The sequence below is a fragment of the Flavobacterium sp. MMLR14_040 genome, assembly GCF_033657265.1.
GTDB lineage: Bacteria > Bacteroidota > Bacteroidia > Flavobacteriales > Flavobacteriaceae > Flavobacterium.
In genome coordinates this window covers 1-23,232 of sequence record NZ_JAWVWO010000027.1, presented here as the reverse complement: position 1 = coordinate 23,232, position 23,232 = coordinate 1, and the positions used below count along the sequence as shown (strand labels likewise).

The 23,232-nt window shown below is 32.9% G+C and carries 15 protein-coding genes; 2 read left to right on the top strand and 13 right to left on the bottom strand.

Annotated features, from left to right (window positions below; genetic code table 11):
• Nucleotides 1-6 precede the first annotated feature (6 nt).
• Nucleotides 7-1,131: a glycoside hydrolase family 88 protein gene (locus tag SD960_RS21945; protein WP_318805991.1), complete on the top strand. Its 1,125-nt coding sequence runs from the start codon at nucleotides 7-9 to the stop codon at nucleotides 1,129-1,131.
• Nucleotides 1,132-1,187: 56 nt separating this feature from the next.
• On the opposite strand, the gene SD960_RS21940 is transcribed toward SD960_RS21945, so the two are convergent.
• From SD960_RS21940 to SD960_RS21880, 13 genes are all read right to left on the bottom strand, one after another.
• Entirely contained in the window at nucleotides 1,188-1,640 is a 453-nt protein-coding gene (locus SD960_RS21940) for a hypothetical protein (protein ID WP_318805990.1), read from the bottom strand.
• A gap of 696 nt (nucleotides 1,641-2,336) precedes the next feature.
• Nucleotides 2,337-3,254, bottom strand: a complete 918-nt coding sequence (locus SD960_RS21935) for a type IX secretion system membrane protein PorP/SprF (RefSeq protein WP_318805989.1) — start codon at nucleotides 3,252-3,254, stop codon at nucleotides 2,337-2,339.
• Nucleotides 3,255-4,161: 907 nt separating this feature from the next.
• Nucleotides 4,162-4,905, bottom strand: a complete 744-nt coding sequence (locus tag SD960_RS21930) for a rhamnogalacturonan acetylesterase (RefSeq protein WP_318805988.1) — start codon at nucleotides 4,903-4,905, stop codon at nucleotides 4,162-4,164.
• 98 nt (nucleotides 4,906-5,003) lie between these two features.
• Nucleotides 5,004-6,353: a glycoside hydrolase family 28 protein gene (locus SD960_RS21925; RefSeq protein WP_318805987.1), complete on the bottom strand. Its 1,350-nt coding sequence runs from the start codon at nucleotides 6,351-6,353 to the stop codon at nucleotides 5,004-5,006.
• 128 nt (nucleotides 6,354-6,481) lie between these two features.
• Nucleotides 6,482-8,491 carry a pectate lyase gene (gene pelA / locus SD960_RS21920; RefSeq protein WP_318805986.1) on the bottom strand — a complete coding sequence of 670 codons (2,010 nt, stop codon included), beginning with the start codon at nucleotides 8,489-8,491 and terminating at the stop codon, nucleotides 6,482-6,484.
• Between the two features lie 262 nt (nucleotides 8,492-8,753).
• Nucleotides 8,754-10,352 carry a glycoside hydrolase 43 family protein gene (locus SD960_RS21915; RefSeq protein WP_318805985.1) on the bottom strand — a complete coding sequence of 533 codons (1,599 nt, stop codon included), beginning with the start codon at nucleotides 10,350-10,352 and terminating at the stop codon, nucleotides 8,754-8,756.
• 230 nt (nucleotides 10,353-10,582) lie between these two features.
• On the bottom strand, nucleotides 10,583-11,809 hold the full coding sequence (locus SD960_RS21910) for a glycoside hydrolase family 88 protein (RefSeq protein WP_318805984.1): 1,227 nt from the start codon (nucleotides 11,807-11,809) through the stop codon (nucleotides 10,583-10,585).
• Between the two features lie 22 nt (nucleotides 11,810-11,831).
• Nucleotides 11,832-13,046 carry a glycoside hydrolase family 88 protein gene (locus tag SD960_RS21905; RefSeq protein ID WP_318805983.1) on the bottom strand — a complete coding sequence of 405 codons (1,215 nt, stop codon included), beginning with the start codon at nucleotides 13,044-13,046 and terminating at the stop codon, nucleotides 11,832-11,834.
• A gap of 19 nt (nucleotides 13,047-13,065) precedes the next feature.
• Nucleotides 13,066-14,307, bottom strand: coding sequence for a glycoside hydrolase family 88 protein (locus SD960_RS21900; protein WP_318805982.1), 1,242 nt, complete (start codon nucleotides 14,305-14,307; stop codon nucleotides 13,066-13,068).
• A gap of 13 nt (nucleotides 14,308-14,320) precedes the next feature.
• Entirely contained in the window at nucleotides 14,321-15,256 is a 936-nt protein-coding gene (locus tag SD960_RS21895; protein ID WP_318805981.1) for an alpha/beta hydrolase, read from the bottom strand.
• Nucleotides 15,257-15,357: 101 nt separating this feature from the next.
• Nucleotides 15,358-17,049, bottom strand: a complete 1,692-nt coding sequence (locus SD960_RS21890; protein WP_318805980.1) for a RagB/SusD family nutrient uptake outer membrane protein — start codon at nucleotides 17,047-17,049, stop codon at nucleotides 15,358-15,360.
• A gap of 11 nt (nucleotides 17,050-17,060) precedes the next feature.
• The gene (locus tag SD960_RS21885; protein WP_318805979.1) at nucleotides 17,061-20,165 is read right to left on the bottom strand and encodes a TonB-dependent receptor; all 3,105 of its coding nucleotides are present in this window, start codon (nucleotides 20,163-20,165) and stop codon (nucleotides 17,061-17,063) included.
• Nucleotides 20,166-20,198: 33 nt separating this feature from the next.
• Entirely contained in the window at nucleotides 20,199-21,641 is a 1,443-nt protein-coding gene (locus SD960_RS21880) for a glycoside hydrolase family 28 protein (protein ID WP_318805978.1), read from the bottom strand.
• A gap of 288 nt (nucleotides 21,642-21,929) precedes the next feature.
• Between SD960_RS21880 and SD960_RS21875 the strand changes: the two genes are divergently transcribed.
• Complete coding sequence (locus SD960_RS21875; protein ID WP_318805977.1) at nucleotides 21,930-22,958, top strand: LacI family DNA-binding transcriptional regulator; 1,029 nt, start codon at nucleotides 21,930-21,932, stop codon at nucleotides 22,956-22,958.
• The last annotated feature ends 274 nt before the right edge of the window (nucleotides 22,959-23,232 follow it).

Sequence of the window (23,232 nt, the reverse complement as noted above, 5' to 3'; positions counted from 1 at the left end):
TATAAGATGAGAAAATTACTTTTAAGCTTTACGATATGCTTTATGTGCACCAATATAATAAGTGCTCAACAGCCATTTGATAAAAAATTATTACTAAAACAAATGATTTTGGCGAATGATTATTTTATGCAAAAATGGCCTGAAACCGGTAAAACTATCATTACCAACAAAGAACGCCCAAGTAACATCTGGACAAGAGGGGTTTATTATGAAGGACTAATGGCATTGCATGAAATTTTTCCTAAAGATGCTTATTATGATTATGCTTATTTGTGGGCTGAATTTCATAAATGGGGGTTTAATGGCGGAAACACGACTCGTAATGCTGATAATTATTGCGCTGCTCAAACTTATATTGATTTATATAATTTAGAACCTGATTCTAAAAAATTGAAAAATACAATCGCCAATACCAATATGCTTTTAAACACTCCACAATTAGAAGATTGGTCCTGGATAGATGCGATACAAATGGGAATGCCTGTTTTTGCCAAAATGGGTGTTTTAGAAAAAGACAATCGCTATTTTGAAAAAATGTACCAAATGTATATGTACACCCGAAATAATCATGGAGATCATGGTTTGTTTAATGTAAAAGATGGTTTATGGTGGCGTGATGCCGATTTTGACCCTCCGTATAAAGAACCAAACGGCGAAGATTGTTATTGGAGCCGAGGAAATGGCTGGGTAATTGCAGCCTTGGCAAAAGTATTAACCATAATTCCTGAAAACGCACCACACAGAGAACAATATGTAAAAGATTTAAAATTAATGGCCGCTGCATTGGTTCCTATTCAAAGACCTGACGGATTCTGGAATGTAAGTCTGCATGATCCAACAAATTACGGAGGCAAAGAATTATCAGGAACAGCGCTATTTGTTTACGGAATAACTTATGGCATAAATAACGGAATTTTGAAAAAGGAAACTTATTTACCTGTTATTCAAAAAGCATGGAATGCCATGACTACAGAAGGTTTACAGCCAAACGGTTTTCTTGCTTATTTACAATCCACAGGAAAAGAACCAAAAGACGGTCAGCCCGTAACCAGCGATAAAATTCCGGATTTTGAAGATTACGGATTAGGTTGTTTTTTATTAGCAGGTTCAGAAATTTATAAAATGAAATAAAAAAACAGGATATTCTATAAAGAGAATATCCTGTTTTTTTTTAAAATTAATATCGTTTAAACATCTGATAATATTAATCTTTTTAATGATGAATAAGATTGCTTTTTCTGTGTATAAAAATTAGAAAAACCGGATTCAGAAATTTGTTGTTTAAAACCTAATGCGTTTATAAAGCTGGATTTTAAATCGTTCATGATTTCATTTCTGGTCTTTGAACCGTCTAACAATAACAAATCATTAAAATCTTCTAAGAAAATTAAATCTGTGTATAATTTTTTATTGAAAATACATACTAAGATATTGGTTCCTTTTTTATAAAATTTTAAAAATTCGATCAATTCAAACTTATTGTAGATGACAAGAACTATCCTGTCGAAATTTATTATTTGATCTTCGGTATGATCTAAGACTGCACTTTCAGTAAATTCAAACTCATTACTAAATTTTCGCTTAAACATTTTCATGAAGACTTTTTTATTGTCACATACTAAAATATTTTTCTTTCCCATCTTTATATTTTTTATTATTCGTGAATAATAAACCGGAACTAAGTAAGGCCTTATGGCTTTGGTTATTTTAAAAGAAATAAGGAGTATTACATTTTTGTAATTTCAACTACATTGTGTTCTACAAATGCAATTAATTCATTTATATTTCTGCCATTATTAAATTTATTCGAAATAGATATAATATGATGGTCTTCATCTTTTACATATAAAAAGAAAAAATCTTTAGTGAGAACAGCTCTTTCTATCTGGCTCCATTTATGTGCAAAAGCTCCTAGAGGTGCTAGGGTTTTTTGTTCCGATACCTACCTGCGAATGAGCAGAATAAATTCCTAGAACAAAAAATAAAGGGAGTAATCTATTTTTCATAACATCTTAATTATTACTTATTTAATTTGTTGCTTAAGTGTTTACATTCCAAACATCTAAGTTTGAAAGTGCAAAGTTCCCCCTAAATACCTTTTTACCATACCCTCATAAGTTTTAAGAATTACAGATTAGGGTTTTTAGATATTACTATGTTATTGACTGTAAAGATTTTGTTTTTATTTTCTGGTTTTTACTCACAGCCGGTTGAAAATAAGTTCCCATTTAATGGGTTATTAAATCACTTCTTTAATTTTAATACTATTTATCTCTTATAATTTTACTTTAATAAATAACTTTACGGAAAATGAAAAATAATGAATGTGCTATTTTTTAAAAGAAACGAGGATTTACCATTCTGCTATTATTCCTCAAAAATTCGAAACGAAGAAATATTTCATGCGATCCCAGATTATAATTATTGAGCTTAGTGGTTTCGCGATCATAACCGTAACCTATATATATACCTTCTGTAATTTGAAATCCTGCCATTGCACTTACAGAAGCACTCCATCTGTAAGCCAAACCCAATACAAATTTATCGTAGATCATAAAATTTGCTGAAACATCTACTTGCAAAGGAGCTCCGGCGACCATTTTAACTAAGGTCGCAGGCTTAATTTTTATATCTTGACTTCTATCTAAATCAAACACATAACCTCCTATTAAATAATAACTTATTTTATTTATATAAATAGCATAGCTATTATCATCAAAGCGATTCGTTTCAATAAAATTGGGTACAGAAAGACCTATATAAGCTTTATCAGAATGCCAGTAAACACCAGCTCCTATATTGGGTGAAAATTTATTGTCAAAATCCTGAAACGACGGATCGCCCTGATCTTCGATGTTAACTTTGCTGATATCTAAGTTGAATATATCAAGAGTTCCTTTTACACCGAAAGAAAGTTTAAAATTGCTTGATGTTTGAAGTGTGTATGAAAGATCGGCAGATAAGCTATTTTCGTTGGTAGGGCCAATTTTATCACCAACCAGTGAAAGACCTATTCCTAAATTACTATTATTCAATGGCGTATTGAAAGAAAAAGCACTAGTTTCCGGTGCGCCATCTAGTCCAACCCACTGTGTACGGTATAAACCAAAAAGACTTAGTACACCACGAGAACCAGCATAAGCCGGGTTTATATTTATAGTGTTGTACATGTATTGTGTATACTGAGCATCTTGCTGTGCATAACTTTTAATAACAGTAAATATTAAAATGAAAAAGAATAATTTTGTTAACATATCCCTTAAATTTTATTTCAGAAAGAAAAAGTCCTTCTTATGCTAAATTAATTGCTACAAGAATCTGCTATATTTATACTGATACAGATTATGTTCGCAAAACAAGATGTGGTCTTTTAACCCATTGGTTAATATATTTTAATACCCGAAGAGTAATAAAATGGACATCGCTACAAAACAGTAACTACTATTTCAAACTAATTTAAACTAGTTGTTTACAATTAGTATTGACACACGGGGCGGGTGTTGTAAAAAAGATAAATTAAAGGGTGCGTGTAATATTTAAAAGAGAGAAGAATTTGATAGAATACTATAAGTAAATTTTATTTTAGGATAAAATCTATTATAATGTATGGCATTTAACAATACTAAGTTACTGATTTTCAGTAAAAAAAATAAGAATTTATACATATTTTTATGTTTTTATGTTCACAAGAACTTTGGATCAACACCAAATGTTGTGGAAAAACATAAAAATATAGTCGCTAATTATTTTTTACTATGGAGATCGCAAAGATTTTATCTGAGTATGGATCAAAAAGGACAGAAGTTCGCAAAGCTAAATCAATACTAAGCTTTTTTTATAAAAGTTAACAGTAAAAAAAACTTAGCATATTCTACGGTATTTTTTCTCTCTTCACAGGTTTTTGGACTGATCTATTAATTGTTATAATGAAATTTGAAAAAAGAAAGCAAAAAAAAAGAGAACCAAAGTTCTCTTTTATCATGTGAAAAAAATTATCAAAATATTAATATATATTAATATTTACAACAACTTAACTATACAAATATGGTAACCCACTTACCGATGGCAAAGATTATACTTTATTAAAACAATTAATACCTCAAAAAGGTTTTGAAATTATAAAATAAGGTTTTTAATAAAAGTGATCTTTTTTATATTAAACTACTTAATACTTTTTTTTAGTTTTTCTACAGAAGAATCCTCTAAAAGCTTAATCTGATCAATTACAATCTGAGCGATTTTTGTTGCACCCAGTAAAGAAAGATGTGTATCATCTGCCTTATCCTTATCATAATAAGCGTTTTCGCCAGCTTTAAAATGCAAATGCAATTGTTTTGATTTTTCGGGTCCGTACGACTGCTCTAACAATTCTGTATAATATTCTAAATCTATAAAGGGTACTTTGTATTCTTGTGCTGTCAATCTGGTTTCCAAAGGATATTCACCATGAGTAGGTACCAATACTCCTTTTTCATTAAAATTGCGTCTGGCTATAGAAGTCAGCAAAATTGGAATAGCGCCTTTTTCCCTGCTCTCTTTTATAAACTTAATTAAATTGTACCTATAGCTCGTATGCGGATTTGTATACCTTGTAGAGTCTTCTATTTTTTCGTCGTTATGACCAAATTCTATAAAAACATAATCTCCTTTTTTTAATTTTTTATAAATAGAATCCCAACGTTTTTCATTTATAAAACTTTTAGTACTTCTGCCATTTACAGCTTTATTTTCGACAACAATATTGTCTTTAAAAAAAGGCTGCAAAACCTGCGCCCATCCATGCTCAGGATTACGATCAGAATCTTTTTTGTTTGCCATTGTAGAATCGCCAATGGTATAAACTGTTGTTTTTTGCGCAAAACAAATACTAGATACCAGACAGATTATTATTAATTTATATTTCATCTTTTATATTATATAAATAGTTAGTCAACTTCAATTAAGCTTGTTACTAAAAAACCTCTGCAACTTTGAACCTTTGCCTCTTTGAAACTTAAAAAAAACTATTTTGCTGCAGAAGGAACAGTTGCTCTCTTACCAATAAAAACATCGGTCATTAAAACATTTTCAGCATTTTCATTTGAGATGGCATTTTTAGCCGATTTAATTTCAATATTCTTCAAAGATATATTTCGGATTTTTTTCTCTGGGAATCCCTGAATTACAATTCCGGATTCTGATGCTTTATTACACGTAATATTCGAAAAATGAATATTTGAAATATCCGATTGATAGCCGTGACCTTCTCCATGATAATTAGCCGTCATATACAAACAATCTTCGACTTCGTCTAATTGTATATTTCGAACAAAAATGTTTTTTATAAAGCCACCGCGATCAGCATTTGTTTTAATATAAATTCCGCGTTTTAAATATCCGACTGTTTTACAATTTTCAACATAGACATTCTGAATTCCGGCTGACATTTCGCTGCCCAAAACAACACCGTGAAGTCCTTTAAAATTACAGTTTCTGATTACAATATTCTCGCTTGGCGTAGCCGAATTTGCTCTTCCTTCATGATCTCTGCCGGCTTTTATAGCAACATTATCATCACCATTATCAAAAGTTACATTTTCGATCAAAACATCTTTCGCATATTCAGGATCAATACCATCGTTATTATAATTCAGCGATTTATAACTTACTCCGCGAACTGTAATACTTTCAGATTTTAAAAGATGTAAACACCAAAATGGGGAATTTTCGATACGAACGTTTTCAACCAAAATATTTTTGCACTTAAAAAACTGAATCATTTGTGGTCGCAAAAAATAACCTTCGCCAAACTTTCTATCTTTCAGAGCTACATTATTATGATTCATCTCGCGACTCAAATCTTTTCCTTTTCCTTCTTTGGCTTTAAAGGTTTTCCAGGTTTTTCCCCCTTCTCCATCAATTGTTCCTTCGCCGGTAATAGCAATATTATGGCATTGGTAAGCATAAATTAACGGACTGTAGTTGTATAACATTGTACCTTCCCAACTCGTTAGTACCATTGGCAAATAATCCTGAGGGTTATCGCTAAACTTAATTTTTGCACCTTTTTCAATTTTAAGATTAACGTTGCTTACAAAATGAATTGGTCCATTGATCTTATAAATTCCTTTAGGCACAATAATCGTTCCGCCATTGTTCTTTTTACACAAAGCCATTGCTTTGTCAAATACAACTTTATTATTGGTTACGGAATCGCCTTTCGCTCCTAATTTTGCCACATTTATTTGATATGCAGGAAAAACAGGCAATTGAATCCTGTTAACAATTGAATCGACTTTTGCAGTTGGAAATTCACTATTCTGTGCAAATGAACTTATGCAAATCAACAGAAAGATAAAATACTTTAAATTCATATTTATTATTTAATATATTGCCCACGGGTTTTAACGGATTAAACGGGTTTCCGCAGGTTTATTTTCTAAATTTCAGTGATCAAAATCAGCGTAAGCCCGTTTAATCCGCACAATCCGTGGGCTTATTTTTATTTCGAATACCAATTAGCAATCGAATCTTTTAAAATATTTTCTATTGCATATTTTTCAGCTTCTTTTTTAGAAAGCTGATGTGACCATGCCACTCTTGTTTTGGGCTGAAAACCTTCGCCTTTACAATTGTATTCTGCATAAAAAGCATTTTTTTCAGCATCGGGTTTCGACCAGTTTTCCCAGCCTTCCGGTTTGATATGTTTTCCCATATCGCAATTTACAAAAACTGTTTTGGCATAAATTCTCCAGGGTCTTCCCAGATAAACAGCTGTGGCTTCCGGATTTGCAGTGAGTTTACAATTCTTAAAAACGAAACCAAACGGAATTCCCTCAGGCGTTGAAGCTGCCGTTACGTAAGAACTTTTGATACTGTGAATTTCACAATTTTCGAATAAAGCCGTAGCTCCCCCGAAAATAAAATCGGTTGTACCTTCGATATAACAATTTTTAAAATATTGTTTTGACTCCTTTCCTGATAAATATAAAGTGTCCTGATTTCCCAGAATATTGCAATTTGAAATTTGAACACGATTCGACACAACAGACAGCGCAATTGCCTGTCCATTATCGCCTGAAGTATTTTTAATAGTTAAGTTTGATGCCGAAAAATCATCGCCTTCTACCAAAACTGTAGGCGTATAAAAAGTACTGTTTCGACCTAAATTGATTTTCTTAAAGTTATCATCAAAAGCAATAATCGTGTTTTCTTTGCTTTCTCCTATTAATATCAAATGCGTATTCCACTCAGGAATACGCACTTTTTCATTATAAGTTCCGTTTTTTATGTTTATGATTACTTTTTCATAAGGAAAAGAAGGACTTGCATTTATTGCATCCTGAATTTTAGTAAAATCGCCAGAGCCATCTTGCGCTACCGTTATGAAATTATCTTTTTTTTTTGAAGAAGTTTCTACAGCTGAAACTTTTACGCCGTTTTTAATTGCCCAGGCCGAATATTTCTTTAATACTTCTTTTGGTGCATCAGAATACCAGGCGTATCCATTTCGTCTTTCAGACCCAATTTGATCCAAAGATTTTTTTCTGATTCCGTCACGGTCACAAAAGAAAGGTTCATTGGTTTCCAAATCCATAAATCTTGCCCAAATTGGTGCTGCATTTGTAGTTGGAATCATCTTTTTATCTATAATTTTTCCGGCATCATTTAGCACTCTTTTCTCTTCCAGATTAGTGATTTTTGATTTTTCAAACCAATCGTGAGCACTTTTAACAGAAGTAATAATTTCAGGTGAAGGTTTTTCGATCGACATTAAAAGCAATACAATTTTTGCCGATTCAAATCCGCTTAAAGATGCCAATTCAAATGCTCTGGCATTGGCAGGAGCCAAAGTAACTTCGTCATGTTGCGCGCACCATCCTGTTAGAACACCGTTTTGTTTGTACTGTGTTTTTAAGATACAATCTATTCCTTTATCAAATGATTTTTTGGTTTTTTCGACAATTTCTTTTGATGGTTTTATGCTGTAATAATCAGACTCTTCACTGATCTCTTTCATAATAATCAAAATATTTACCATCGAATTATCATTGTACGTAATATGCGTATAGTATCCTTTTTTTAATGGAAAAAACTGTGGCCATCCACCATTATCATATTGCGCTTCAAGTAAATAATTCAATCCTTTTAAGAAAGATTCTTTATATCGCTCATCCTTTACCTGAGCATACATTTTAGACATAAAAAGCATCTCCTGACAAGTTGCTCCGTTATCGGTTGTAATATCATGCAAATCAGTTTTCAGATCGATCAATTTTTGTTTTTCAGCTTCACTAAGCGGATTCTGCATTTGGATATTTTTTGGCCATCCACCAATGTTTCGCTGGTAAAGCAATACATTTTCTGCAATAGTTTTCGCTTCTGCTGTGGCAAACCAGGATGCCTCGTTTTTACGAATAACATCTGGCCAGTTTTTATACGTATTTTGAGCATTTACCGCAAAACCAACAACGACTAAAATAAATAATGTTGTTTTTTTTAATTGAATCATGTTAATATGTTTTTAAACTCGTTGTTTTATAAATACTTCTGTTTTTAATTTTCCTGTTTTTATCATTAAAAAAGATAAAAACTAAGGAGTGATTTTCTCTTTTTAAAATTAAAAAAGCATTTAAACTTATTTTAAACTAATTTTTTTCCTACAAATGTATTGTGATATTAATTTTTAAAAATAATTCAACACGCTTAATTTATACGCGTCGTTTTTTTTCAAAAATCAAAATATTTCCCGACTTACTCCATTTTTAGATTTTTTATTTTGTAATTCTAAACCAATCCACCGCAACATTTCCGGAGTCATTTGTCACTTTTTCGCTCAAAGCAAAAAGTCCCACTTTTGCTCCAATCCATTTTCCTTCTTTAGCGATAAACTCATTACCAATCGTTTCATATTTTTTATCATCAAAACTATAGAAGAAATTACAAATGCCGCCTTTCTTAATTTTCACTCTTAAATAAATTGTATTGCTTTTTATTAAAACCGGAGCTGTTTCTGTTTCAGCAACTTTTTTATCAAAAGTTCCTGTTTTCTGATTCAGATATAATTTTCCGTTATCATTTCTTAGATTCAAATAACTATAATCTAATCCCATTATCAAAAGTCCTGTAGACTCGCCGTTTAATCTTGTATTAAACGTTAATTTGGTTGTTGTTGTAAATTCTTCGGCAGGAAATTTTTGCAATAACAAATTTGGTGCTTCAAATATCTTATTGCTTTCCTTAATTGTTGGTAAACAGAACAAATTTAAATACCCTAAACTTGTCGGGAATCCCCAGTTTATTTGGGCATTTGCCTGCCATTGCCATTGTAAACCTAATTTCGGTAAATTAAACTCATCTGATTCTGCAGGGGTTTCGATTGGATATTTCTTGCCAACGTTTGGTTTTTTATAAGTCGTAACCGGTTCTCCAATTCCGTTTTTATCAAAATCCTGTCCCATAACCGGCCAGTCGTTTTCCCATTTCATGGGCTGAAGATGCACAATTCTTCCGTATGCTCCTTTGTCCTGAAAATGTATAAACCAATCCTCACCTGTTTGCGTTTGAACCCACGCACCCTGATGTGGTCCGTTTATATTTGTTTTTCCCTGCTCTAAAACTTTCTTTTTTTCGTAAGGACCAAAAACATTTTTAGATCTTAAAATGGTTTGCCAACCTGTAGGAACTCCTCCTGCGGGAGCAAAAATGTAATAGTAATTGTTTCTTTTATAAAACTTTGGGCCTTCAATAGTTCCTTCGCTTTCATGACCGTCAATGACCATAACTTCATCATTATTAGCAATGGTTCCATCACTATTCATGGTACAAACCACAATTAAACTTTTAATTTTTGCACGACTTCCTGCAAAGGCATGAACGAGATAATTTTTTCCGTCATCATCCCATAACGGACTCGGATCTATTAATCCTGAACCGGCTTTTACCAAAACAGGTTCAGACCATGGCCCTTCTGCTTTTTTGGCTTTTATCATATAAATTCCAAAATCAGGATCCGGATAATAAATATAAAATTCATTGTTATGAAAAGTTATACTTGGTGCCCAAACGCCGTTTCCATGCTGGACTTTATCAAAATTTTCGGTTGGAATTTGTTTGGTTAAAGCATAGCCAATAATTTTCCAGTTTACCAAATCTTTAGAATGCAAAATTGGCAATCCCGGAATACAATTAAAAGACGATGCCGTCATGTAAAAATCATCACCTACCCTAACCGCATCCGGATCAGAATAATCAGCATGAATTATTGGGTTCGTATACGTTCCATCTCCATTATCCGGCACCCAAACCTGAGCAAAATTCTCTTGCAGGGAGATTAGTGATAATAGGATGAAAATGGCTTTTATATTTTTCATTTTGGTTATAATACTTTTATACGCCTTTTTTGTCATTAATTCTCTACGTTAAACCTGACAGGTTTTAAAAACGTGTCAGGTTTCGTTGTACATGGTGAACTCATTATCTTGTGTCTTTCGAGGAACGAGAAATGAATATCTTTATCTTTATTCCTGATCCTTTGTCATTAAGTGTTACTCATAACGCATAACTCTTAACTCATAACTCATAACTCATAACTCTAGAAAAACTATCTATTCAACTCTAAAGCAGCCAAAATAAAAGGACCAGTTGCTTTAGGATCGTTGTCTTTTTTTCTTTCGTTTACATAATAATCATAAGAACCATCTCGGTACGGAGTACCGCCTAAACCTGCAACCTGACAGCAATTTGTCAATGTAATTCCTCCATTTTCATCTACTTTTTTGATTAAGACTTTAGTCAGACCGTCAAAAGCTTTGTTGGCTAGTTTTTTATATTCTGCAGGCAAATATCCTTTGTTTGCTCCTTTTGCAAAAGCATAAGCAAACATCGAAGATCCTGAAGCTTCAAGGTAATTTCCTTTTTCACCGCCTTTATCCGTAACCTGATACCATAAACCTGATTTTTTATCCTGAAATTTCGCCAAAGCAGCCGAAGCATTGTTTAAATACTTCACCAATTCTTTTTGTTTTGGATGCTCTTTTGGCATATAATCCAAAACGTCAACAAGTGCCATTACATACCAGCCTAAAGCTCTTGACCAAAAGTTTGGCGAATTTCCTGTTTCTTTATTGGCCCACGGCATTTGTTTGCTTTCATCCCAACCATGGTACAATAAACCTGTTTTTGGATCTGTTGCGTGTAATTGAATCAATTCAAATTGTTTTGCGATATCATCAAAACTTTTTCCTCCTTCAAAAGTAGCCGTGTATTGTGCGTAAAATGGTTCTCCCATATATAAACCGTCTAACCACATTTGGTTTGGGTAAATTTGTTTGTGCCAAAATCCTCCGCTTGCCGTTCTTGGCTGTTCTGCCAATTGTTTACGTACTAATTGTAATGCTTTCAAATATTTATCTTCTTTAGATTCGGCATAAATATCAAAAAGCAAACGTCCCGGCACCACTAAATCAATATTGTATTTATCAAATTCATAGGTTTTAATAGTTCCGTCAGCTTGTACCAATTCATCTACATAACCTCTAATGTAAGCTTTATAACGAGGATCAGGATTTTTTTTGTTCAGCTCTTCTATAGAATGCAAAACCAGGGCGTGAACATAGTCCCACTTCGGTTTTTTAGAATCATCAATCATATAAGCTTCAGGATGACGTTTCATCAACGTTAAAGCCATTTTATCAGACCATTTTAAATCTTTAGAAATAACTATTTCTTTTTTTGAAGGTTCCTGCGAAACCACTTTACAACTTGTAAAAGCCATCGCGCAAACTAATAAAACCGACACAAAATAACCTTGCTTTCTATTATTTTTCATTTTAAAATATATTTAAATTCTACTATTTTTCTAATTCAACTGCAGCTAAAATAAAAGGCCCCAATCCGTGTGAATTGTCTGTTTTTATTTTCTCTTTAATATAATATTCATAAGATCCATCTCGATACGGATTTCCGCCTAAACCTGCGCTAGCACAAACCTGTGTAATGTGTATTTCACCATCTTCATCAACTTTAATGAGATTTTTTACGATTCCATCAAAACCTTTTTCAGCCAGTTTTTTATATTTTGCAGGCAAATAACCTTTGTTTGTTCCTTTTGCAAAAGCGTAAACAAACATTTCAGATCCTGATGCTTCCAGATAATTTCCTTCCTTTTTTCCGGCATCCGTAACCTGAAACCATAATCCTGAAGTGTCCTGATATTTTGCTACAGTTGTCGATATTTCGTTTAAATATCCAATCAATTCTTTTCTTTTTGGATGTTCTTTTGGCATATAATCCAAAACATCAACCAAAGCCATCATATACCAGCCAATAGAACGTGACCAAAAATTAGGCGAAGTTCCCGTTTCTTTGTTTGCCCATGGCATTTGTTTGCTTTCATCCCAGGCGTGGAATAATAAGCCTGTTTTTTTATCAATAGTATGTAAATGAACCTGTTCAAATTGTTTTGCAACATCATCAAAATCTTTTCCGTTATCGAATGTTGCAGTGTATTGTGCGTAAAAAGGTGCGCCCATATACAAACCGTCAAGCCACATTTGGTACGGATATATTTTTTTATGCCAAAATCCGCCCGAATTAGTTCTCGGATGCGTCTCTAACTGTTTTCTTAAAGTTTGCAAAGCAGTAAGATAACGATTATCTTTTGTTCTGGAATACAAATCAAAAAGCATTTTTCCGGCGTTGATATTATCTATATTGTAATCTTCCAATTTATAATTCAGAATTTCTCCTGAGCTGTTAATAACCGTTTCGGCATAACCTTTTATATAATCTGCATAAACAGGATTGTTTGTTTTTTTATAAAGTTTTTCAAAAGAGGCCATTAACAAACCAATTTTATAATCCCATTTTGTTTTTTCGTTATTGTCTACCTGCCATGCAATTGGAGCGCGTTTCATGATCGAAAGTGCCATTCTTTCTGACCATTTCAAATCCTTAGAAATAATAATTTTTGAAGATTCCTGAGCTATGATTTTACTATTTGCAAATAGCAAAATACAAGTCAGTACTAATAGTATCAAATAATTTTTATTTCTATTTTTGATCATCTTGAAGAAGCTTACATTATTATTTATTCAGTTGAGTTGCACTTAGTAAAAATGCGGCTAGAGCAGGCGAACTATTGTCTTTTGTTTTACTTTTGATATAATATTCGTTTGTTCCATCACGAAAAGGTTTTCCGCCTAAACCCACATTCGATGAAACATTTGAAATAATTACTTCTCCATTTTCTCCTTTTTTTACAAACACTTTTACAAAAGCTTCAAATGATTTTTGTGCGATCTTTTTATAATTTGAAGGTAAATATCCTTTATCTGCAGCTTTTGCCAAACTATAAATAATCATGGCCGAAGATGAAGATTCCAGAAAATTATCTTTCATTTCCGGTTTATCGGTAACCTGATACCACAAACCGGATTCACTTTTATACTTAAGTACATTTTTTGAAATTTCATTCAAATATCCTACCAGAACTTTATAATGTGGATTTGTTTTAGGATAATAATCTAAGGTTTCTACCAAAGCCATCATGTACCAGCCAATGCCACGGCCCCAAATAGTTGGCGAAGTTCCTGTTTCGGGATTTGCCCAGCCAATTTGTTTGCTTTCATCCCACGCCTGATATACTAAACCTGTCTTTTTATCAACCAAATGATTTTGAACCAATTCGAATTGTTTCGCAACTTCATCTAATGCTTTTCCATTTTCATGGGTAACTGTGTATTGTGTATAAAAAGGTTCTGCCATATACAAGCCGTCAATCCACATTTGGTCAGGATAAATTTGTTTGTGCCAAAATCCGCCGCTAGACGTTCTTGGCTGTGTTTCAAGCTGTGTTCTTAATTGTTGAATTACTCTTTGATAGCGATTATCTTTTGTTTCATCATATAAATTAAAAAGTAATTTTCCCGGATTTACATAATCGATATTATATTCTTTAACATCATATTTTTTAATGTTTCCGGAACTATCGATCATTTCATCGGCGTATTCTTTTATATAATTGAAATACTTTTTATCGTGTGTTTTTTGATATAATTTTTCAAAAGCAGTTAAAACCAAACTCATTTTATAATCCCATTTTGGCTTTTCGGTTCCGTCGATCTGCCATGCTTTTGGATATTTGTTAAGAATAGTCAATGCCGTCCTTTCCGACCATTTAAGATTATCAGCAAGCGCTTTGTTTTCATTAGTCTGCGCCATTATTTTACTGCCAAAGATTAGTAGCAAAACAATTACGCTTTTTCTGTAATTTGTGTTTATAACATCAAATAAAACTAAAGCTGTTCCTGCGATTTTTGTTTTCATTTTATTTGTAGTGTTATTTAAATATTTTGTCTAAAAATTGTGTTGTATAAGTAATGGTTTCAGTAAACCACGGTTCAAAAAACCAAAATGAATGCGGTGAATCGGGAATTGTTTTAAATTCACTATAAATTTTGTACTGATTTAAAATAGCAATCATATCATCTCTGCCTGAATGAAATCTTTCAAAACTACTGTTAATAAATAGTACTGGTGGTGTATTCTTGTCTGTATGGCTTAAAGCCGAAGCATTTTTCCAGTTCTCCGGTTTTTCATCATACGAACCTCCCAGCCAAAAAGATGCCATTTCACCTTCTGAAGATTGTGGATGCTTAAAAGCTAAAACTCCATCTATATCAATAATTGCATTTACTTTTGAAGAAGATTTACTTTTAAAAAAAGCTTCTTCAAAACCCGAATTTTCATTTGTTGTACCAATCAAAGCTGCCATTTGTCCTCCCGAAGAGCAACCTAAAACCGCAATTTTGTTTGGATCTACATTAAATTTTCGTGCATTATCTTTTATAAATTTAATTGCATTTTTTACATCATAAACTCCTTCCGGATATTTTGCTTCTAATGATAATCTGTATTCTACAGCGAAACAAGAATAGCCTTTTGAAGCTATTTCCTGAGCCATAAGATGCATTTGATTTTTATTTCCTGATCTCCAGCCTCCACCATGAATCATGATTACCGCCGGATTTGATTTTTGCTTCTTAAAATAAAAAGCATCAAAATGTAATGTTCTGTCTTTTCGCTGCTGATAAATAACTTCTTTACTTTCAGCCACATTGGTATTATTCTTTCCCTGCGGAATTGTGATAAAAGGATATTTTTTGATTAATTTATTATACGTACTTTTTACGGTATAGGAAGTATCAACACTATAATTGCTTTGAGCAAAAATGGCATTAGAAATCAATAAAATAATAAAAAGCATTTTTTTCATCTGAAAAATCCATTTAGCAGTTAAGAAAGGAGTTTGAAATAATATCAAACTCCTTTTTAACTTCTTCAAAAAACTAAAATCTCAAAAAAATTATCAAATTACTAATAACCAGGATTTTGAGGAAAATCTTTATTTTGATTTAAATCTAATGCAGTTTGTGGTATAGGTCTTAAAATTTTAAGTGCTCCGTCTACGCCAACAAAATTTGCTGCTTTTATTTTATAATTGTGTGCAGAAGCTCTTTCAACAAGAGTTCCTGTACGTTTCAAATCAAACCAACGTTTGTATTCTCCAAGTAATTCTCTACCTCTTTCATCTAAAATATAATCGATATTGAATTCTCCGATTGTAGCATTGGCAACACCGGCTCTTCTTCTCACTTCATTTAAACGGTCTAAACCTGTAGCAGGAACTCCTGCTTTTAAATAAGCTTCGGCAGCGATTAAATACGTTTCTCCAAGTCTTGAAACAATAATATCTCTTGTACTTACAGGACCTGTGCTTGATGGTGTAGTTAGATTTGCATCATCAAATTTCCTAACCGGAATTGTATAACAATCTAAGTTTTTGATTAATGTATGCGCCGCAGAATATTCTCCCCAAGGATGATAAACAAAAGTTGCTGCTTTTCTTGAAGCATTTGCTGTTTCCCAAGCCAATCTGTCTGCAGGAGTAAACCATTTTGGCTCATAAAAATGTTTTACTTTTAACGCTGCAGGATTTGTACTTCTGTAATATGGATAGTATAAAACCGTTTTGACAATTCCATTAACTGTTTCAGGACCTTCAAGAATTTCGGTCATGAAAGTAGCTTCCCATCTTTTATCTCCTTTTTCATATAATCCTAAAGCATAATCTGTTGGACATAAATTGTAACTTCTTAAAGGAGCTCCGGTTTCTGCACCACCCAAATAAGAACTGAAATAATAAAATTGGTTGTTTCCTAATGTTGTAGGGCTCGTGCTTGTAGAAGCTTTATCATATTGAACAGAAAAAATAGTCTCTGCATTTAAATCGTTATCAGTACCATTAGCACTCGTAACAAATAATTGATTAAAAGGAATATTTAATGCCTGACCAGCAATTGCAGCATCAGCATACGCTGCCGCTTTTGCAAAATCATCTGGTTTACCAAAAGTTTCGTATCCTCTTGTTAAGTATACTTTTGCTAATAAATCGTTTACGGCTCTTTTGTTTACTTTTCCTGTTGCACTATAAGTTCCGGTTCCCACATTTTCAAGAGCTGCGTCTAAATCAGCTATAATTTGTGTATAAACTTCTTCGGCAGTATTTCTTGTAAATGACAATACAGGAGTAGTAATATGTTCGTTTACGATGGGAACTCCACCATAAGTCTGAACCAATAAAAAATAAGCATTGGCTCTTAAAAACTTAGCCTCTCCAACAAGCATATTTAAATTTGATGTTTGTTCTGTTACTGTCGAATAATACACCGTTTTGTTTACAGACTGAATCAATTGATATGCAGAAATATACAATTCGTCTACATTACTTGAAGAAGGAATCAATAATGTATATTGGCTTAAACCAGCAGGTTCAGGAGTTCTTCCTTCTGCATACATATCTGTTCCTGCCTCAAACAACCAGGGATTGCCACCATATATTCCTTTAAGTGCTGCATAATTAGAATTTACCAGCAACTGAAATCCCGATGCTGTTTTATAAGTTGCATCAGCAGGAACGTTAGAAAGACTTTCTTCTTCAATATAATCACTGCAACCGTTAAAGGCAACAGCAATTATTCCTAACATTAATATAATTATTTTTTTCATTTTATATCTTATTAAAATTTAACACTTAATCCCAATTGCGTAGTAACAGATGCCGGACGGTTTACACCAAAAGCAGAACCAGCCCACTCCGGATCGTATCCATCAAAATTTGTAAACACAAATGGATCTAAAACATTTACATAAATTCTAAAATTGCTCATTTTTAATTTCTTAAGTAAATCTGAGTTAAAAGTGTATCCTAGAGAGATATTTTTAATTTTCACATAAGACACATCTCTGTAATAACCAAACAAAGATGTCCAATAAGCTCCTGCACCTGTAGCTACAGGACCTGGTCTTGGGTTTTCATTATTAGCATTTGCTTCTATACCTGTACCGTTTGTTGGTATAAAATAATCCATTTTAATTTTTTGGCGACCTCTGTCACTTACGTCAGCAAAATTTTGGTGAAAAGTACTTAATACTGTTTGCCCCTGACTTGTAATTACTGAAAAATTAAAGTCAAACTGACCTACCGTTAATTTAGAATATAAACTTCCCTGCCAATCCGGATTTGCATTACCAATTACCGTTCTGTCATCCTGATTAAATTTACCGTCTCCGTTTAAATCTTTCGGTCTTGCCTGACCCGGAGCCTGACCGTATGAAGCTGCCTGAGCTGCTTCGCTTTCCTGCCATACACCATCATAAACATAGTTATAATTAGGATTTAATTCTGAACCAAGAATTAATTTGTTTCCAATATCACTTACCTGATCCTGATTGTAAATTGATTCCAGTTTATTTACGTTTTTAGTAAAAGTAAAAGTCGTTTCCCAATTTACATTTTTAGATTTTATATTTTTAGTTGTTAATAAAACCTCTACCCCTTTATTACTTACAGAACCAACATTGGCAAATGTATTTTTGTAACCTGTTTCCGGTGGCAATTGTTGCTTGTAAATTAATTTATCAGATAATCTGTCGTATACGTCAACACTACCGGTAATTCTATTGTTTAAGAAACCATAATCAAGACCAAGGTTAAGTTCTCTTGTTTTTTCCCAGGTTAAAGCCTGATTTGCTAAATTTTCAGACTGCCATCCCGAAACAACATTTCCTCCGTTTGCGTAAAATGTCTGCTGATTTAATAATGCCTGAGAAGTATATGGAGCAACGTTATCGTTTCCTGTATAACCTAAACTCGCTCTCAATTTTAAATCAGAAACAACACTGTTACCTTCTAAAAATGATTCTTTACTAATTTTCCATCCTAAAGCAACAGATGGGAAATTTTGCCATTTATTACCTTCAGATAATACAGATGAACCATCCCATCTATTAGAAGCTGTCAATAAATATTTATCTCTGAATGTATAATTTAAACGAACAGCGTAAGAACTTAAAGTATTTTTCGCATATCCTGAAGTCAAGTTATAACTTGTCTGAACACCTGAACCCAAATTATCTGTCCCAACATCAAAAGGCTGGTTGTTAGAATATAAATAAGATGTTTCATCAACATTTGAATACAAACTCTGTAATAATAAAACACTAACATCGTGTACGTCATTAAAAGTATGTTTCAAATCAATTTGGTTATCCCAGGTATAATTGAAGTTATTGAAATTTTTTATTGATGCTGAATTTTTTCCATTTAAGGTAACTCCGGCATTTGTTTGCGCTTTGTTTGCAATACTTGTAACTGTATTTTCAATTCCTGCAGAAAATGTAGTTTTGAATGAAAACCATTTCATTGGCTGATACTGAAGGTAAATATTACCAACTGTTTGCCATGTTTTTTCTGATTGAGATGAATTAGCAATCTCTACTAATGGATTTACAGTACTCGTTTTATTGATCGCCCATGAACCATCAGGATATGTTAATTTTCCAGGTAAGAAAAAATTCGTTCCAACTAATTCATTTCCAGCGGCATCAATTGCCCATGGAGACATTAACGGGCTTAATCTAAAAGCATCCTGCATTGCCAAATCACTTCCTAACTGATTATCAACACGAGCAATTGTAACATTGGCACCTGTAGAAAATTTATCATTAATTTTATGATTCAATCCTAATTTAAAAGAATATTTATCTGTTGAATCATTCTCTATTAATCCTTTATCACTCTGTACACCAAAGCCTAAGTTATAACTCAAACCAGAATCAGAACGTCCGGAAATGTTTAAATAATTATTCTCTGTCATTCCTGATTTCAGTACGGCATCATACCAGTCATAGTTATAACCGCTATTTGCTCTTGATACTAATAATGGACTTTGATTTCCTGCCAATGCCGCTAATTGTGCCGGAGTCTGAGTTGCCGGAGTTGCGCTCATATAAGCTGTTTGGTGAAATTTCCACCATTCCGCTCCAGTCATCATTTCCGGTAATCTTGCAGCTGTTTTAGTTCCGTATGAAGTATCAAACGAAACACTAATTCCCGATTTGGCACTTACACCGCTTTTAGTAGTTACGATAATAACCCCACTAGCTCCTCTTGAACCATATATAGCAGCAGAAGAAGCATCTTTCAAAACGTCCATTCTGGCAATATCCTGTGGATTTAAAAAGTCAATTCCATCTGTTGGCACACCATCAACAACGTATAATGGAGAAGATCCCACTAATGAATTATTTCCTCTGATTACTACTTTAAAACCATCACCGGAACGACCTGTGCTAGATGAAATCTGAACTCCGGGAGTACTTCCCTGAATTGCCTCTAATGGGTTTGTAGTATTTCTTTCTGTAATAGTTGCTGCACTTATGGTGCTTACAGAACCTGTAAGGTCTGTCTTTTTTACAGATCCATATCCTACAACAACAACTTCATTTAGTGAGTTTGATGCTTCTGCAAGACTTACATTAACTTTGCTTTTCCCCGCAATACTTACTTCCTGCGTTTGAAAACCTAAATAACTAATAACCAGAGTGGCTTTATTATTAGTAACGTTCATTTTAAAACTACCTTCAAAATCTGTTGAAGTTCCGTTTTTAGTTCCTTTTTCCTGAATATTTACCCCTGGTAAGGATAATCCTGATGCATCTGTAATTTTTCCTTCAATTACAGTTGACTGAGCATTCGCAGTAGCACTCAACAGAAAATTCAGGAAAAATAAAAATACAAGATTGCATTTTAAGTTTTTCTTTAAAATTTGTTTAATCTTCATAGTTTGGTTTATTGGTTAAAATTGTTAGTTCCTTTAAAAGTTTTTACTTGATTCTACTTTTTTGTCATTGATATAAGTGTTAATAAAATTGATATTCTTTACATTTTTTAATAGATAAATCGAATCTACTTTTTTAATTACAACATTTTTTAATGTAATATTTTCCACCGGTGATTCTGCATAACCTTCTGCCCTAACACTATATTTGCCACCGTTTTTTACATTAATATTTTCAAGAGATATATTTCTGATGACTGGTATAAAGTTTCCAGTCTGCGAGCCATATACGTTGTAAAACATGTTTAATTTTAAAACACATTCCTTTACGGTTCCCACTTCCAGGTTTCGAACATAAATATCTTCGATAATCCCGCCTCTTCTGGAATTTGTTTTAATGCGGATTGCCCTGTCCAGATTCGGACTGTCCATTACGCAGTTTTCTACAAAAACATTATTTACACCAGCAGAAATTTCACTGCCAATTACAACCCCACCGTGACCATCAATCATTTTACAGTTTTGAACAATGATATTTTTACTTGGTATTGCAACTCTTCTACCATCGGCGTCTCTTCCTGCTTTGATCGCAATACAGTCATCTCCGGTATTAAAAGTGCAGTTTTTGATAATGATGTTTTGAGAATATTCAGGATCACAGCCGTCATTATTTGGTCCATGGCTGTTGACCGTTACACCATCAATAATAATATTGTTTGATTTTAAAGGATGAAGAATCCAGAAAGGAGCATTTATTACGGTAATATCTTTGATTAAAACCGTATTACATTCAAAGAATTCTATAAAACTTGGGCGTAAATAACGTCCGTCACCAAAAACTCTTTCTGTAACCGGAACATTTTTCTCAGCCATATCTACTAAAACCTCGCGATTTGTGGGATCGTTTTGCGACGGAATTCCTTTTTGCCAGCCATAACTTTTTCCACCAGACCAAACCCACCAATTTGTACTGTTAGCCTGACCGTTTAAAGTCCCTTTTCCGGTAATGGCAACATTGGTTTTATTTTTTGCATATATAAGAGGAGAATAATTCATTAATTCTGTTCCTTCCCAGGAAGTATGAACTATTGGATAATCTTTTGGATCTGTACTAAAAAGAATTTCTGCCTGATCCTCTAAATGTAAATTCACATTGCTTTCTAAATGTATTGCTCCGGTTAAATACTTTCCATTTGGCACCATTACTTTTCCGCCGCCATTTTCTGTACAAGCTTTGATAGCTTTTGCAAAAGCAGCTGTATTTAAAGTCTTTCCATCTGCAATAGCACCAAAATCATTTATGTTATACGTTTTGTCCGAAAAGTGAGTTTGAGGAATACTTTTTACAATTAAATCCATTTTTTTCCATGGATTTGCTTCTGAAATAGTCGAAACTTGCTTACCACAGGCTAAAACCAATGTAATAATTACAGTAAAAAAGGCAATCGATTTAAACGTTATAAGCTTATTTGTAGTCATTTACGCAGTAATTTATTATTCTATTCAACTAAAACACAATATTCATGTAATCGATTACACGAAAATATAAAATTACAATGGATGCACCAAATTTATTTAGAAAAAAATTATATATTTAATTTTTATTACTAATTTTATTTACACATTGCGTAAAAAAAGACATAATTTATTATCATTGTAGAATAGAAAACGTTTTAGATATAAATTATGGTAATCGATAACAATTTATATTAGAATATCTAAAAAAAATGTATTTTTGTCTGTAAATTAATCAAAAACTATTTTTGAATGAGCGAAAAAATAACCATCTATGATATTGCAAAAAAGCTAAATATCACTGCAGCTACGGTTTCAAGAGCGTTAAACAATAACCCTAAGATAAAAGAGAGTACGCGCGAATTGGTTATAAAAACCGCAGCCTCAATGAACTATAAGCAGAACAAATTGGCGCTAGCATTAAAAAGTGGTCGCAGCAATAACATTGGTGTAATTGTTCCTCGTATAGATAGTAACTTTTTTGCCTCTGTAATTCGTGGCATTGAAGAAGAACTTCATCCTCATGGTTATCAAGTAATTATATGCCAAACTCATGAAGATTCCAAAAGAGAAAACGAAAACCTTTATACTTTAATAGACGCTCAGGTTGATGGAATACTAATGTCTGTAACTGCGGTTACGACCGAAAATGACGGTGCTTTCCATAATGTATTAGAAAAAAATGTTCCACTTATCTTTTTCGATAGAAGCAAACATATTGATGGAGTAAGTTCTGTAACCATTAATGACTTTAAAGGCGGTTACATGGCAACCAAGCATCTTATTAATGAAGGCTGCAGATGTATTGCTCATTTATCAGGAGATCAGTCACTTGAAATTTTTAAAAACAGGTTTTTAGGCTATAAACAAGCTTTATTGGATAACGGAATGATTTTTAAGGAAGAACTTGTTATTCCTGTAAAGAGTAGTGTTGATGCAGGAAAAGAAGCCGTTGATACTTTATTACAACTTCAAACCAGACCAGATGCTATATTTTCTTCGAGTGATTTTGCTGCTTTAGGAGCTATTCAGGAATTAAAAGAAAGAAATATCAGTATTCCAAAAGAATTTTGTGTAGCAGGTTTCAGTAATGAACCTTTCACTAAATTCATGGAATTATCGATTACATCAGTAGATCAGTCGCCACTTGAAATGGGAAAAATGTCAGCACGCGTTTTCCTTGAACAAGTAGATAAAACAGAAACCATCAAAATCGAGAAAAAAGTTGTCCTTGCTCCGGAATTACACATTCGTAAATCTTCTTCGAGAACTAACTCGTAATTTTTTTCACCATATAAGTTATATAAGTTCATTTAATTTATAGACTATCGTTTAACAAAAAAAGCAGCTCATTTAAAGAGCTGCTTTTTAGGTTTTATCCATATTTATCATTTTCTAACAAACTTTCTGATTTGAATTTCATACAAATCTTATTCTCATTTTATGTCATTTCGATTTCTATGATAAAACCAAATCTTTTTGATAAGGGATTTGGTTTTTTATTACCGCAAAAACCCGATGGATTATTTTATTTCTTACAGCGTTTAAAATGCTC